Here is a 14,251-nt window from a genome sequence, read left to right as displayed (position 1 = left end):
CACTGAGCATGGAATTTTTCCGCATTAAAAAAGACATTCCGTTCATGCGCCACGCGCTGGTGTTCAACGCCATTTCGGCGTTGACCTTCGTCGCAGCCGTGTTCTTCCTGATCACCCGTCCGCTGAACTTCTCCGTGGAGTTCACCGGCGGCACCGTGATGGAGCTGAAATACAAGGACGCGGCGAACCTGGAACGGATCCGCCACACGCTGGAAAGCATCGGCTACGAGCAGCCTGAAGCCACTGGCTTCGGCACCGCCCACGACGTGATGTTGCGTCTGCCGGTGGTGAAGGGCATCACCTCCAACGCCGCTTCGGCCAAGGTGTACGATGCGCTGTGCAAGGCCGAAAGCGGCGCCATGAAGCAGATCGACACCGTGACCGCCAAGGGCGAGCACGTGGTCAAGCAGGCTTGCTCCGACGCCGCCGGCGCCGAGCTGGTCGGTTTGCAGAAGGTGGAATTCGTCGGCCCGCAGGTGGGTGACGAGCTGGCCCAGAATGGCCTCAACGCGCTGGTGATGGTGATTATCGGCGTGATGATCTACCTGGCCGTGCGCTTTGAATGGAAATTCGCAGTCGCCGCGATTATCGCCAACTTGCACGACGTGGTGATCATTCTCGGCTTCTTCGCTTTCTTCCACTGGGAATTCTCGCTGACCGTGCTGGCCGGTATCCTGGCGGTGCTGGGCTACTCGGTCAATGAGTCGGTGGTTATTTTCGACCGGATCCGCGAAAACTTCCGCAAGCAGCGCAAGGCGTCGGTGCATGAAGTGATCGACAACGCGATCACCTCGACCATCTCGCGTACCATCATCACCCACGGCTGTACGCAGATGATGGTGCTGTCGATGCTGTTCCTGGGCGGTCCGACGTTGCACTACTTCGCCATGGCGCTGACCATCGGTATCTGCTTCGGTATCTACTCGTCGGTGTTCGTGGCCGCCGCAGTCGCCATGTGGCTGGGCGTGAAGCGTGAAGACCTGATCAAGCCGGTCAAGGAAAAAGACGAAACGGATGGCGCTGTAGTGTAAATCAGTGTTATCAAATTGCTAGTAGAATCCCCCAGTGCATTTTTGCCTGGGGGATTTTTTTTATGGGTTATCGATTACTGGCCGGCCTGCTGCTGTGCTGTTCCGCGCAGGCGGCCGAATTGCCGTGGGACCTGAGTTACAAGTCGGCCTTGCGCCAGCATCCGGCCGCCGCCCAGGAGGGCTGGGCAGATTGGGTGGCCAAGTATCCGCAACGCCCGATTCATCAACTGCTGAAGGAATATGCTGGGCCGCGCATCGAATCGTCGCTGCTGATCGAGCAACCGGGACCGCATTCCTCGCATACGCTGGCCACCTGGATTTACACCACCCGCGATGATGCGCAGTGGTGCGCCTTTGACGAGCGCAGCCTGCCGCTCCAGCAGAAAATCTGCTATCCCATGGAACGGCCGGTGGCGCAGGACATCATCCGCGAAGTGATGGCGATGCCCGATCCACCGCCGCCCGTTCGCACTGCCGGCGCGCAGGATTACAAGACCTACTATTTTGGCTTCTTGAGCGTGTACCAGGATGGCAAAGCGTTGCAACGTCCGCTGAAGCTGGATGAGTGGCAGCGTGACGGCACGCCGCTGCTGGCGGCAGTGATGGCGCGCGCCGTGAAGTCGGTCGAGGAACTAGGCCGTCGCAATCGCGAATAACCAGACACCCGGAGATATCTTGATGCCTTACCGATTACTGGCAGCCCTGCTGCTGTGCTGTTCCGCGCAGGCGGCCGAGCTGCCCTGGGATTTGAGCTACCAGTCGGCGCTGCGCGACCATCCGATCGCGGAGAATGAGTTCATGCGCATCTGGCCGCAGCAGCATCCGCAGCGGCCGATCCATGACAGGCTGGCGGCCTACAAGGGCGAGCCGATCGAGGCGTCGCTGCTGATCGAGCGGCCGGATATCCATGCCGGCGATGCGCAGGCGACGTGGTTCATCGTCACCCGCAGCGGCGCGCAGGCCTGCCCGTTCCATCCGCAATCGCTGAAGCAGCCGTGCCAGACGCTGGACCGCGAACGGGTGCAGAACGCCATCCGGCAGATCATGCTCACGCCCGATCCGCGTCCGCCGGCCGGCCAGGGCGCGGTGGGCGACGCCAATTATTTCGGCCAGGGCAAGCCGGTGCTGATGAATTACATGGGCTATCTGAGCGCCTACATCGACGGCAAGGTGCTGCAGCGCCCGGTCAGCCTGACGGAACTCGATCCGGCTGCGCAGGGGCCGGAGGCGGGGCGGCTGGTGGCGATCTTGCAGCGCGCGGTGGCGAGCGATGGCGTCGCGGCCGCGCGACCGGTGGCGTCGGAGCCAACCATCGCGACGGAGGTCGACGATGAAAAGGAACTCAAGGCGCGCAGCGCGTTGATCGAGGAAGTGCAAGGCTATCTAGTCAAGTCCGACTACAATAAGCTGGACGCGCTGCGCAACAAGCTGCTCAGGTCGCAGGAACGCACACCCAGCGGTGTGTGGAAACTGGCGATCTTCTACAACCAGCTCAAGGAATTCCCCGGCCGCAGCCGCGAGCCCGAGTACTGGGCCAAGAGGGAAGCCGGCGCCAAGGCCTGGGAAAAGCAGGCGCCAACGTCCGGCGCGGCGCGCATCTTCCACGCCTACGTGCTGCTGGCGCGCGGCCTGTCGTATCGCGGCAACGGCTTCTACAACACGGTTCCCAAGGAAGACATCAAGCGCATGCTGGCTGCGATCGAGGAGGGCAACGCGGTGCTGTTCTACGCCGAAAAGCAGCTGCTCAAGGATAAGGACCCGGAGCTGTTCCGCGTCCGCATGACACTGACGCCTTGGGGCGACAATTTACGCGCGCTGACCAACCGCACGGCGCTGGACAAGGCCATCGCTCTGTATCCCGATTATCACGAAACATATTTCACGGCAGCGCTATACGGCAGCGCCATGTGGCACGCCGCGCCGGACGAAATCGACGAAATCGCCCGGCGCGGCAGCAAGGCCGGCGGCGCCGATGCGGCCGCGATGTATGCGCGCGTCTACTGGTACGCCAACCGCGATGTCTACGAGGGCAAGCTGTTCGACGACCCGGCCAGCCTGGTGGACTGGGATACCATGAAGACCAGTTTCGAGGCGCTGGTGGCGCGCTATCCGGATGCCTGGAATCTCAACGCCTACGCCAACTTCGCCTGCCAGGCGCGCGACTATCCCACGATGGACGCGGTGCTGCGCCGTGCCGGCGACAAGCGCGTCTACCAGACCTGGCGCAACGGTGAAGGAGGCTACGCCGACTGCCTGACCCACAGCAGCGAGCCACGCGTGCGCCAGGCCGCCGCCGACATCCGCAAGCGCGAAGACACGCTGTATCGCGGCCTGCTGTATTTCGCCAGCGCGGTCGCGCGCAAGCAGGGCTATATGGAAGAATCGCTGCGCGCGCTGGACAAGGCGGAACCGATCGGCATGCGCATCTACACCGGCGGCCCGAATATGCCGCTGTACTACCATCGCGCGCGGGCGCTGCTGGCGCTCAAGCGTTACGACGAAACGGTGACGGCGCTGACCACCGGCCTGCCGCATCAGCCGGATTATTTCGAGGCGTATTACTATCGCGGCCTGGCCTACGAAGGTCTCGGCCGTCTCGATGAAGCGCAGCGCGATTTCGAACAGGCTGGATCATTGCTGCAAAAGCTCAAGCGCGAGGGTAAGCTGGTCTTTACCGGCACCGACGAGCAGAAAGCCCTGTACCGCGCGGAGATGGACAAAATGCTGGCCAAGTTCAAACAGTACAACGTGCAGGCGCCGCAGATCGACCTGTAATTGCACCACTTCTGTGCGGCTGGCTGGCATGAGGATTGCATGATTTTCTGATCTCGGGACAGGAGGCAACGCATGCAAGCTACTTTACAGAAGACGCTGGGCACGTTTCAACTTTGGGGCATTGCGGTTGGCCTGGTGATCTCGGGCGAATACTTCGGCTGGAGTTATGGCTGGGCCTCCGCCGGCACGCTGGGTTTCACCGTGACGGCGCTGTTCATCGCCGCGATGTACACCGCGTTCATCTTCAGCTTTACTGAACTGACCACCTCCATTCCGCACGCCGGCGGGCCGTTCGCCTACAGCAAGCGCGCCTTCGGGCCGCTGGGCGGCTATCTGGCCGGCGCCGCCACGCTGATCGAATTCGTATTTGCGCCACCGGCGATTGCGCTCGCCATCGGCGCCTATCTCAATGTGCAGTTCCCGCAGGTCGAGCCGAAGACGGCGGCGGTGTGCGCCTACCTGGTCTTCATGACGCTGAATATCCTCGGGGTGCAGATCGCCGCAACCTTTGAACTGCTGGTGACGCTGCTGGCGATTTTTGAACTGCTGGTGTTCATGGGCGTGGTCGCGCCGGGATTTTCGGCGGCGAACTTCGTCAAGGGCGGCTGGTCCGGGCAGGATGCCTTCACGCTGGCGGCGATTCCCGGCATGTTTGCGGCGATTCCGTTTGCCATCTGGTTCTTCCTGGCGATTGAGGGCGTGGCGATGGCGGCGGAGGAGGCGCGCGATCCACAGCGCTCGGTGCCGATCGCCTACATCGCCGGGATTGCGACGCTGGTGCTGCTGGCGCTGGGTGTCATGGTGTTTGCCGGCGGCGCCGGCGACTGGACCAAGCTGGCCAACATCAACGATCCGCTGCCGCAGGCGATGAAACTGATCGTTGGTGAGCATAGCGGCTGGCTGCACATGCTGGTGTGGCTTGGACTGTTTGGTCTGATCGCGTCCTTCCACGGCATCATTCTCGGGTACTCGCGGCAGATTTATGCACTGGCGCGCGAGGCGTATCTGCCGTCGTACTTTGCCAAGATTCATCCGCGTTTCAAGACGCCGCATCGCGCCATTCTGGCCGGCGGCGTGGTGGGCATCGCTGCGATCTACAGCGATCAGCTGATTACCTTGGGCGGGCAGACGCTGACGGCGAATATTGTGACGCTGTCGGTGTTCGGCGCGATTACCATGTACATCATCAGCATGCTGGCGCTGTTCCGGCTGCGGCGCGACGAACCGGCGATGGCGCGGCCGTTCCGCGCGCCGTGCTATCCGCTTTTCCCGGCCATCGCACTGGTGGGGGCGCTGGTCTGCATGGCGACCATGATCTATTACAATGGGCTGATCTTCTGTGTGTTTGCGGTGATGCTGTTGCTGGGTTATGGTTTTTTCCGAAGGGACCGTGATGGGCTACTCGCACCAGGTCGGCAGTAAGACCTATTTGTTCCGCGATCTGAAGGATTTGATGGCGAAGGCGACGCCTGCGCGCTCGGGCGACTATCTGGCCGGTGTGGCGGCCGGCAGCGCCGAGGAGCGCGTCGCTGCGCAGATGGCGTTGGCCGAGCTGCCGCTGGCCACCTTCCTCAACGAGGCGCTGGTGCCTTACGAGCAGGATGAGGTGACGCGGCTGATCGTCGATACGCACGATGCGGCAGCCTTCGCGCGCGTGTCGCATCTGACGGTGGGCGACTTTCGCAACTGGCTGCTGAGCGATGCGGCTGATGGTGCGGCACTGACCGCGCTGGCGCCGGGTGTTACGCCGGAGATGGCGGCGGCGGTGTCCAAGATCATGCGGGTGCAGGATCTGGTGCTGGTAGCGCGCAAGTGCAGCGTGGTCACGCGCTTTCGCAATACGATAGGGCTGGCGGGATGCATGTCGACGCGCTTGCAGCCGAATCACCCGACCGACGACGCCAGCGGCATCGCGGCCAGCCTGCTTGATGGCCTGTTGTATGGCAGCGGCGATGCGGTGATCGGCATCAATCCGGCCACGGACAATGTACCGCAGGTGATCAAGCTGGTGTCGATGCTGGATGAGATCATTGCGCGTTATGCGATTCCGACCCAGTCCTGCGTGCTGACGCACGTGACCAACACCATCGCCGCCATCGAGCGTGGCGCGCCGGTGGATCTGGTGTTTCAGTCGATTGCCGGCACCGAGGCGGCGAATGCGGGTTTCGGCGTGACGCTGTCGCTGTTGGAGGAGGCGCGGCAGGCGGCTTTGTCGCTCGGGCGCGGGACGGTGGGCAACAACGTGATGTATTTCGAGACGGGGCAGGGTAGTGCGCTGTCGGCCAATGCGCATCACGGCGTCGATCAGCAGACCTGCGAGGCGCGCGCGTATGCGGTGGCGCGGCGCTTCCAGCCGCTGCTGGTGAATTCGGTGGTGGGCTTTATCGGGCCGGAGTATCTGTATGACGGCAAGCAGATTGTGCGCGCGGGACTGGAGGATCATTTCTGCGCCAAGCTGCTTGGCTTGCCGATGGGGTGTGATGTCTGCTACACCAATCATGCGGAGGCGGATCAGGATGATATGGATGTGCTGCTGACCATGCTGGGGGCGGCCGGTGGCACGTTCGTCATGGGCGTGCCGGGATCGGATGACATCATGCTGAATTATCAGAGCACCTCGTTCCATGATGCGCTGTATGTGCGGCGCGTGCTGGGGCTGAAGCCGGCGCCGGAGTTTGAGGCGTGGTTGCAGGCGATGGGCATCGTTACCGGCGATGCGCGCTTTACCTTGGCGGATGCTTTGCCACCGGCTTTCAATACAGCCTTGCTGCGGTTGGCGGCGCATGGATAAGCCGGTGACCAGCAATCCGTGGGGCGCGCTGCGGCAGTTCACGGCGGCGCGGATTGCGCTGGGGCGTAGCGGCGTCAGTCAGCCGACGGCGCCGCAGCTGGCGTTCCAGCTGGCGCATGCGCGTGCCCGCGATGCCGTGCATCTGGCGCTTGATCCGGTGGCGCTGGGCGAGGCGCTGCATGCCGCCAGCGGCTTGCCATGTATAAGCCTGCATAGCGCGGCGACGGACCGCAACACCTACCTGCAACGCCCCGACCTCGGTCGCCGTCTGGACGACGCCTCGCGCGCGAAGCTGGCCGCCGCAGGCGCCCGCTACGACCTCGCGCTGGTGGTCGCTGATGGGCTGTCGGCGCTGGCGATTGAGCAGAATGCCGCGCCGCTGATTCGCGCGTTGATGGCTCGTCTGTCTGCCGAGCAGTGGCGCCTGGCGCCGATCACCATCGTCCGGCAAGGCCGCGTCGCCATCGGCGACGAAATCGCCCACCTCCTCGACGCCCAAGCGGTGGTGGTGCTGATCGGCGAACGTCCCGGCCTTAGCTCCCCGGACAGCATGGGCCTGTACCTCACCTGGGCGCCACGCCCCGGCCTCACCGACGCCAGCCGCAACTGCATCTCGAATGTCCGCCCGGCGGGCTTGACCTGCGACGCGGCAGCGTTCAAGCTGCACTACCTGTTGTCCGAAGCACGCCGCCGCCAGCTTTCCGGCGTCGCACTGAAAGACGAAACCGCGAGCGAGAGCGCCGACCTGGAGGCGCCCCGGCGCAATTTCTTGTTGGAGTGAGACAGTATCATGAGCCGCACCGGCCGCCTTTTCATGCTAATGGACGCCATGCGCGGCTATCGCCGTCCCGTCACCGCCGCCCGCCTGGCCGAACAGCTGGGCGTCTCCGAGCGCACCATCTACCGCGACATCCAGACCCTCACTGGTCTCGGCGCACCGCTGGCCGGCGAGGCTGGTGTCGGCTACATGCTCAAGCCCGGCTTCTTCCTGCCGCCGCTGATGTTCGGCGCCGACGAGCTGGAGGCCTTGGTGCTTGGCGCGCGCTGGGTACGCCGCCAGGGCGATGAAGCGCTGGCGCAGGCTGCCAGCAACGCGCTGGCCAAGATCGCCGCCGCCACGCCCAAAGACCTGCGCGACGACATGGCCGACACCAGCCTGTGGGTGCCAATCGGCCCCGACCGGCAAGCCGCCAGCGACGTCCACGTGCGTCCGGTGCGCGAGGCGATCCGCTACCAGCACCGGCTGCGCATGGCCTATTGCGACGAGCAGGGCGCGCCATCGGAGCGGGTGGTGTGGCCGTTCGCGCTGGCCTTCTTCGAGGGCAAGCGCTTGCTGGCCGCGTGGTGCGAATTGCGGCTGGCGTTCCGCCATTTCCGCATCGACCGCATCGCGGCGGCGGAGTCGATGCAGGAGCGCTATCCAGCGCGTCGTCACGAGCTGCTGAAGACCTGGCGCGCCGAGCACAATATCAGCGACGACTCCTGACAAAAACTGTCGCAGCATGGTTCTACGATGCAGTCCTCAACCACTCAACGGAGACTGCACCATGCGCTTGTATCACCACCCTATGTCGACCTGTTCCCGCCGCGTGATGCTGGCCGCCCTGCACATGGGCACGCCGCTGGAGCTGACCGAAGTCAGCTTGCTGAGCCCGGAAGACCGCCGCCGCCTGGTTGCGCTCAATCCCAACAACAAGCTGCCGGTGCTGCAGGACGGCGAGTTCACGCTGACCGAGTCCTGCGCCATCATGCAATACCTGGCCGACCGTACCCACGGGCAAACGCTGTATCCGGACAACATCCTGATCCGCGCCGACATCAACCGCTGGATGATGTGGACCGTGCAGCACTTCGCACCGCCAATTGGCATGTTTGGTTTCGAGCACATCTGGAAAGGCCTGATCGGCAAGGGCGGTCCGGACGCCGATGAACTGGAACGCGCCGGCCGTCTGCTGGCGCCGTTTGCCGCCGTACTGGAACAGCATCTGGCCGGCCGCGAGTGGATCGTCGGCGACAAGCTCAGCCTGGCGGACCTGGCGATCGCGCCGTCACTGACTTACCTTCAGCAAGCCAAGCTGCCGCTGACCCAGTATCCCAAGCTGATGGCGTGGTTCGGCCGGGTATCGGAACTGGAAGTCTGGAAGCACACCATGCCGGTGTGGTGATCTTGCTGATTGCAAAAAGAATACGCTTATGTGAAGTAGCGCACAGAGCAGGACGGGGAAGGGCAGTATTCTGGACTCGTCTCCTCTGGAGGAGATCCCTAGTTTTGGACTTTGCCCGCTGCCCAGCGGGCTTTTTTTTTTACAGCATCAGCACCGCGTACAGCGACTGCACGTCTTCTGCCGACTCGGTCATGATGGCGTGCAGCGTGCCGTCGCCGACCACGAAGTCGATGGTGCGCGCGCCTTGCAGGGTAGTAGCGCCGGGACGCTGATACAGCGGCGAGTGCACCGGGGACAGGTCGTTGGCCAGCAGCAGCGTGTCACCCAAGGTCTCCGGCGGCAGTGCGCGCAGGCCGACCCACATCGATTCAATCGCCTTGAACACGCCGTCCGGCACGCCCAGATGGGTCATGACGCCGCGGCCGATCTCGATTTCGCCATGCTCGACCCAGTCTTCCGGCTCGCCCTCCATCACCTCCGGATAAGCACCGGCGCAGGACAGCATGTAGAACCCGGCCACCTCGTGCATGATGCCGGCAAATAGCGCGGTATCCGGATCGACGTGGGTGACGCGGCGTGCGATCACCTGCGACAACGCGGCCACATGGGCGGTGTGCTCCCACAACTGGTTGATCTTGGCGGCCAGCGCCGGCTCGGTGACCTGGCTGCCGATCTGGCGCACGATCAGCGCCGCCACCAGCGATTGCAGGGTGCGCACGCCGAGGCGCTGCACGGCCGCGCGCACGCTGGAGATTTCGGTTCCGGAACGGTTGTAGGCGACCGAGTTGGCAATCGCCACGCTACGCGCGGCCAGCAACGGGTCGGCCTGGATCAGCTTGGCAGCTGATTCGATGTGGCAATCGGGATCATTCAGCGCCTGCTGCAAGCGCAGCGAGGCGTTGACGTTGGCCGGGAAGGTGAGTTCCCCCCGGCTCGCTTGAGCAGCGATGGTCTTGAAGGCGTCGAGTCTGTCCATTGTCAAAAATTATACTCGGAATATTGCCGCATGGAACTTTTCCAGGTATTACTTTTTCAGACGTCTGTTTCCGCCCACAAGCCAAATTGGTTATTGCTCGCTGAAGATGGCGTCGCAGCCTTCCACCGGTTCGTCGGTGTCTTGCAGCTCGTCGCTCAGGCCGAGGTCGAACAGTTCCTCGACCGCGTTCATGAAGCTGTTGTGGGTGGAGGCGCCGATCAGGCGGTAGATTTCGCCGTCGGCATTGCGCACGCCGACGATCAGGGCTTCCTGGCGCACTTCGTCCGCAGGCGCCACGTCCAGCAGCAGGTTGGCGATGATGTGTTTGTCGAATTTGGCAGGCTTAATGCCGTCCAGCAGAGAGGTTTTCAAATCTGTTTCCTTGGTGTTTTAGTCGCAATCGCGGCTGGACGGAGCGGGCTCCGTCTGACCAGCCATGATGACAGTTTTAAGTTCGGACAGCGTTTTTTCAAGCCGCGCAAAGTCGTCGTCGGTGTAGGCCGCAAACATTTTGCCGCTGTTGGCGATGACTTCCGGGAACACGGTACAGAAGGTCCGTTCGCCTTCCGGGGTCAGTCGCACAAAGAAAGAACGCTTGTCGCAGTCGTTGCGCTGACGTTCGACCAGGCCTTTTTGCTCCAGCCGTTCGATCACCCCGGTCAGGGTACCCTTGGTGATCAGCGTCTTGTCGCCCAGTTCTTTATAGGACATGCCGGGCGTATTGCCCAGCGTGGCGATAATGTCGAACTGCGCGTGCGTCAAGCCGCTCCGGCGCACGTATTCGCCGGAGAGCCGTTCATAGCCTTGCATGCATTCAGCTAGTAGCCGGATGCTTTTCAAGTATCGTTCACCCATAAGACGTGATTATAGCCGCTTCGCATCCGGCTTTCCGGCGGGGTACACTATGCCAAACGTCAAGATTGATAAGAATAGCCGATGTCCTTTGCAAATTTATCCAGCCTCGCCCAGCAGCACCCCTTGCGTATGCTGCTGGTCAACGCCGGCGAGGCGGACGCCATTACCTGGGCGGGACTGGTGCAGCCGCTGCGCCTGGCCGCCGCCCAGCTGGGGCGCGATGTGCTGCAACTGGAGACCATGACGCCGGCCCAGGTGGTGCTGGCCCAGCCCGGTTGGCATCTGGCCTTGCTGGTGGCGGACGAACAACAAACACCGCTGCCGCCCGAGCAGTGCCGCGCCGTGATCGAGCGCTGCCGTTCGGCCGAGTACTGGGGCGGCGTCGGCGCCGGCGTGCTGTGGCTGGCCAAGGCCGGGCTGATGGCGGGCGTGCGCATCGCGCTGCCGTGGGCGCTGTACGCGGATACCGAAGACATCACCGAGCGCGCCATCCTGACCCCGCACCTGTTCGAGCTGGACGGCCGCCACCTGAGCTGCTGCGGCGGCGCCGCCTCGATCGACTTCGCGCTGACCCTGATCGAACAGCTGTTCGGCGCCGGCGTGCAGGCCACCGTCAAGGAAAGCCTGTGCGTGGAGCGCGTGCGCGGGCCGGAAGAGCGCCAGCGGGTGGCCTTGCAGGCCCGCTTCGGCGCCTTGCAGCCGCGCCTGTCGGAAGCGGTGACCTTGATGGAGACCAATATCGAGGAACCGCTGTCGACCGACGACATCGCCAACCTGGTCGGCCTGTCGCGGCGCCAGCTGGAGCGGCTGTTCAAGCAATACTTGGGCAGCCTGCCATCGCGCTACTACCTGGAACTGCGGCTGCAACGGGCCCGCCAGCTGTTGCTGGACACCAATCATTCGATCGTGCAGGTGGGGCTGATGTGCGGCTTTTCGTCCGGTTCGCACTTCTCCACCGCTTTTGGGGCGCTGTTCGGCAACACCCCGCGCGAAGAACGCCAGCGCAAATTACAGTCCTAAATCCGGGGTCAGGTCCGGCACTTGGACACGAGCACAGCTGTAGCGACGCTACAGCTGTGCTCGTGTCCAAGTGCCGGACCTGACCCCGGAGTGTTGTTCTGGCAAGTTTACTTTGCGGCCAAAAGTAAAAATTCTTGTCGCCATTTGAAAAGAACTTTAGCATCCCGGTTTTTATAATGGGTCCACGCGGCGTTGTGCCGCGCATGACCCACATATTGATAGGGAATGCCATGAATGCCAAAGTAGATACGACCGCTCTCAACCGTCCTGTGACCCGTCAGACCTTTGACGAAGTCCTGGTGCCGACTTACGCACCGGCAGCGATGGTACCGGTCCGAGGCTCGGGTCTGGACCTGTGGGACCAGACTGGCAAGCACTACCTGGACTTCACCTCCGGCATCGCCGTGGCCGCGCTGGGTCATTGCAACCCTATCGTGGTCGAGGCGCTGACCCGCCAGGCCAACACCTTGTGGCACCTGGGCAATGGCTACACCAATGAGCCGGTGCTGCGCCTGGGCCTGGCCCTGACCGAAGCCACCTTCGCCGACCGCGCCTTCTTCTGCAACTCCGGCGCCGAAGCCAACGAAGCCGCGCTGAAGCTGGCTCGTAAATACGCCCACGGCAAATTCGGTCCGCAGAAATCGCGCATCATCTCGTGCTACCAGTCGTTCCACGGCCGCACGCTGTTTACCGTGTCGGTCGGCGGCCAGTCGAAATACACCGAAGGCTTCGAGCCGCTGCCACCGTCGATCGACCACATCACCTACAACGACATCGAATCGGCCCGCGCCGCCATCGGTGACGATGTCTGCGCCGTGATCGTTGAGCCGCTGCAAGGCGAAGGCGGCGTGGTGCCGGGCGACAAGGCATTCCTGCAAGAGCTGCGCGACCTGTGCAACAAGACCGGCGCACTGCTGATCTTCGACGAAGTGCAGTCCGGCATGGGCCGCACCGGCGAGCTGTTCCACTACATGAGCTACGGCATCGTGCCGGACATCCTGACCTCGGCCAAGGCGCTGGGCAACGGCTTCCCGGTCGCTGCCATGCTGACCACCCACGAACTGGCGGCCACGTTGAGCGTCGGTTCGCACGGCACCACCTACGGCGGCAACCCGATGGCCGCCACCGTGGCGCTGACCGTGCTGGAAACCATCAACCAGCCAGCCTTCCTGGCGCGCGTGAAGGAAGCCGGCAACAAGCTGCGCGCGACCATCGAGAAGCTGATCGGCGACTACCCGCAAGTGTTCACGCAAGTGCGCGGCGCCGGCCTGCTGCTGGGTATCGTAGTGACCGATGCATGGAAAGGCCGCTCGAAGGATATCCAGAAAGCCGCTGAAGCCAACGGTATGATGGTGCTGATCGCCGGCATGGACGTGGTGCGCCTGGCGCCGGCGCTGATCGTCACCGACGAACAGATCGCCGAAGCGGACCGCATCCTGCGCCTGTCGCTGGATGGCCTGCTGAAAGCTTAAGTACCACTATTGCCGTCATTCCCGCGCAGGCGGGGAATCCATAGAACGCGGCCGTTGTGGCTCAGTATGGATTCCCGCTTGCGCGGGAATGACGTTTTTACGTTCACTAAGGAGTTTTTATGTATGTAGTCCGTCCGGTCGAACTTGCGGATATTGCAGCGCTTGAGGCGCTGTCCGCAGTCCCTATGCCGGGAGTGCATACCTTGCCCAAGACGCGCGAAAAGATCCGCGCCATGGTCGAACTGTCGATCGCCTCCTTCGCCGCGCATGTCGACATCCCGAGCGAAGAGGGCTACCTGATGGTGCTGGAATCGCTGGCCGAAAAACAGATCGTCGGCACCGCCGCCATGTTTGCCGCCGCCGGCTCCAACGGCACCTATTTCTCCTTCCGTAACGACGTGATCCAGCAGGTCTCGCGTGACCTCAACATCAGCCACAGCGTGCACGCGTTGACCTTGTGCTCCGAGCTGACCGGCTACTCGCAGCTGTCGTCGTTCTTCGTCGGCGAGCGCGAACACGGCACGCCGGAAGCCGCGCTGCTGTCGCGCGCGCGCCTGATGTTCGCGGTGCTGGCGCCGCACCGTTTTTCGGAACGCTTCTTCGTGCCGCTGGCCGGCGTGACCGACAGCGAAGGCGGCTCGCCGTTCTGGGATGCGCTGGGCCGAAAATTCTTCCAGATGGACTTCCTCGACGCCGAACGCACCATCGGCGGCGCGCGCAACCGCACGCTGATCGTCGAACTGATGCCGCACTATCCGGTCTACGTGCCGCTGCTGCCGGGCGACGCGCAAGCCGCCATGGGCCAGATCCATCCATCGGGCGAGCTGGCGTTCAACCTGCTGACCGCCGAAGGCTTCGAAGCCGACGACTACATCGACATTTTCGACGGCGGCCCGATCCTGCAGGCGCATAAGAATTCGCTGCGCACCTTTACCGGCGCGCTGCAACGCCGCGTCTCCACGTCGGTCGAGACGCCGGACCGCGGCCGCGAGCCGCAGCTGCGCTACGCCGTGTCGTCCGGGTCCGAACATGACTTCCGCGTCGTCATCACGCATTGCCCGGCGCTGGAATCGCAACTCAGCGTGGCGCTGTCCCTGGATGTACAGGACGCGCTGCATATCGCCGAAGGCGATACCGTCATCTGCGTCCGAATATAAAAACGAGAA

Annotated in this window: 14 protein-coding genes; 11 read left to right on the top strand and 3 right to left on the bottom strand. The window is 63.2% G+C overall.

From position 1 onward, the window contains the following. The first annotated feature begins 8 nt into the window (after nucleotides 1-8). The 8 genes from secF to GTP69_RS09390 all read left to right on the top strand — a co-directional run bounded on the left by secF (nucleotide 9) and on the right by GTP69_RS09390 (nucleotide 8,762). Entirely contained in the window at nucleotides 9-1,031 is a 1,023-nt protein-coding gene (secF, locus tag GTP69_RS09425; RefSeq protein ID WP_161054634.1) for a protein translocase subunit SecF, read from the top strand. 62 nt (nucleotides 1,032-1,093) lie between these two features. Then, nucleotides 1,094-1,687 carry a hypothetical protein gene (locus tag GTP69_RS09420; protein ID WP_161054633.1) on the top strand — a complete coding sequence of 198 codons (594 nt, stop codon included), beginning with the start codon at nucleotides 1,094-1,096 and terminating at the stop codon, nucleotides 1,685-1,687. A 22-nt stretch (nucleotides 1,688-1,709) separates the two neighbouring features. Next, nucleotides 1,710-3,806 (top strand): tetratricopeptide repeat protein, encoded by a 2,097-nt coding sequence (locus GTP69_RS09415; RefSeq protein ID WP_161054632.1) that lies wholly within the window; start codon nucleotides 1,710-1,712, stop codon nucleotides 3,804-3,806. 72 nt (nucleotides 3,807-3,878) lie between these two features. Beyond that, nucleotides 3,879-5,228, top strand: a complete 1,350-nt coding sequence (gene eat / locus GTP69_RS09410; RefSeq protein ID WP_161054631.1) for an ethanolamine permease — start codon at nucleotides 3,879-3,881, stop codon at nucleotides 5,226-5,228. Continuing rightward, nucleotides 5,176-6,597, top strand: a complete 1,422-nt coding sequence (locus GTP69_RS09405; protein WP_308494419.1) for an ethanolamine ammonia-lyase subunit EutB — start codon at nucleotides 5,176-5,178, stop codon at nucleotides 6,595-6,597. Before eat ends, GTP69_RS09405 begins: the two co-directional genes overlap by 53 nt. Continuing rightward, nucleotides 6,590-7,378: an ethanolamine ammonia-lyase subunit EutC gene (eutC, locus tag GTP69_RS09400; RefSeq protein WP_161054630.1), complete on the top strand. Its 789-nt coding sequence runs from the start codon at nucleotides 6,590-6,592 to the stop codon at nucleotides 7,376-7,378. Before GTP69_RS09405 ends, eutC begins: the two co-directional genes overlap by 8 nt. Before the next feature lie 9 nt (nucleotides 7,379-7,387). Next, nucleotides 7,388-8,083, top strand: coding sequence for a helix-turn-helix transcriptional regulator (locus GTP69_RS09395; protein ID WP_202424351.1), 696 nt, complete (start codon nucleotides 7,388-7,390; stop codon nucleotides 8,081-8,083). Nucleotides 8,084-8,144: 61 nt separating this feature from the next. Next, the gene (locus GTP69_RS09390) at nucleotides 8,145-8,762 is read left to right on the top strand and encodes a glutathione S-transferase family protein (protein ID WP_161054629.1); all 618 of its coding nucleotides are present in this window, start codon (nucleotides 8,145-8,147) and stop codon (nucleotides 8,760-8,762) included. 139 nt (nucleotides 8,763-8,901) lie between these two features. Here the strand turns inward: GTP69_RS09390 and GTP69_RS09385 are convergent, their stop codons facing one another. The 3 genes from GTP69_RS09385 to GTP69_RS09375 form a co-directional block, all read right to left on the bottom strand. After that, nucleotides 8,902-9,738 (bottom strand): HDOD domain-containing protein, encoded by an 837-nt coding sequence (locus GTP69_RS09385; protein WP_161054628.1) that lies wholly within the window; start codon nucleotides 9,736-9,738, stop codon nucleotides 8,902-8,904. Nucleotides 9,739-9,828: 90 nt separating this feature from the next. Continuing rightward, nucleotides 9,829-10,110, bottom strand: coding sequence for a hypothetical protein (locus GTP69_RS09380; protein WP_110845555.1), 282 nt, complete (start codon nucleotides 10,108-10,110; stop codon nucleotides 9,829-9,831). 18 nt (nucleotides 10,111-10,128) lie between these two features. Next, nucleotides 10,129-10,548 carry a MarR family winged helix-turn-helix transcriptional regulator gene (locus GTP69_RS09375; RefSeq protein WP_229260868.1) on the bottom strand — a complete coding sequence of 140 codons (420 nt, stop codon included), beginning with the start codon at nucleotides 10,546-10,548 and terminating at the stop codon, nucleotides 10,129-10,131. A gap of 126 nt (nucleotides 10,549-10,674) precedes the next feature. Here GTP69_RS09375 and GTP69_RS09370 point away from each other — a divergent pair, with 126 nt between their 5' ends. From GTP69_RS09370 to GTP69_RS09360, 3 genes are all read left to right on the top strand, one after another. Beyond that, the gene (locus tag GTP69_RS09370) at nucleotides 10,675-11,613 is read left to right on the top strand and encodes a GlxA family transcriptional regulator (RefSeq protein WP_161054626.1); all 939 of its coding nucleotides are present in this window, start codon (nucleotides 10,675-10,677) and stop codon (nucleotides 11,611-11,613) included. Nucleotides 11,614-11,843: 230 nt separating this feature from the next. Beyond that, nucleotides 11,844-13,085: an acetylornithine/succinyldiaminopimelate transaminase gene (locus GTP69_RS09365; protein ID WP_161054625.1), complete on the top strand. Its 1,242-nt coding sequence runs from the start codon at nucleotides 11,844-11,846 to the stop codon at nucleotides 13,083-13,085. A gap of 119 nt (nucleotides 13,086-13,204) precedes the next feature. Further along, a complete protein-coding gene (locus tag GTP69_RS09360; protein WP_161054624.1) occupies nucleotides 13,205-14,242 on the top strand; it encodes an arginine N-succinyltransferase in 1,038 nt (345 codons plus the stop codon). Nucleotides 14,243-14,251 lie beyond the last annotated feature (9 nt).

This window comes from Duganella levis (genome assembly GCF_009857605.1).
GTDB lineage: Bacteria > Pseudomonadota > Gammaproteobacteria > Burkholderiales > Burkholderiaceae_D > Rugamonas > Rugamonas levis.
The sequence above is the reverse complement of the archived record's forward strand: the minus strand, read 5'-3'. Positions and strand labels throughout refer to the sequence as shown.